The organism is Streptacidiphilus sp. ASG 303, assembly GCF_020991365.1.
Lineage (GTDB): Bacteria > Actinomycetota > Actinomycetes > Streptomycetales > Streptomycetaceae > Peterkaempfera.
Window position 1 is genome coordinate 1 of the sequence record NZ_JAJLRA010000198.1, and the last position, 231, is coordinate 231.

Below are 231 nucleotides of genomic sequence, written 5' to 3' on the forward strand. Positions count from 1 at the left end.
TCGGGGCGGATCAGTGGCGAACGGGTGAGTAACACGTGGGCAATCTGCCCTGCACTCTGGGACAACACCGGGAAACCGGTGCTAATACCGGATACGACACGCCTCCGCATGGGGGTGTGTGGAAAGCTCCGGCGGTGCAGGATGAGCCCGCGGCCTATCAGCTTGTTGGTGGGGTGACGGCCCACCAAGGCGACGACGGGTAGCCGGCCTGAGAGGGCGACCGGCCACACT

Annotated in this window: 1 rRNA gene; it reads left to right on the forward strand. The window is 65.4% G+C overall.

Annotated features, from left to right (window positions below):
- Positions 1-231 (forward strand): 16S ribosomal RNA (locus tag LO771_RS30480); the annotation flags it as partial.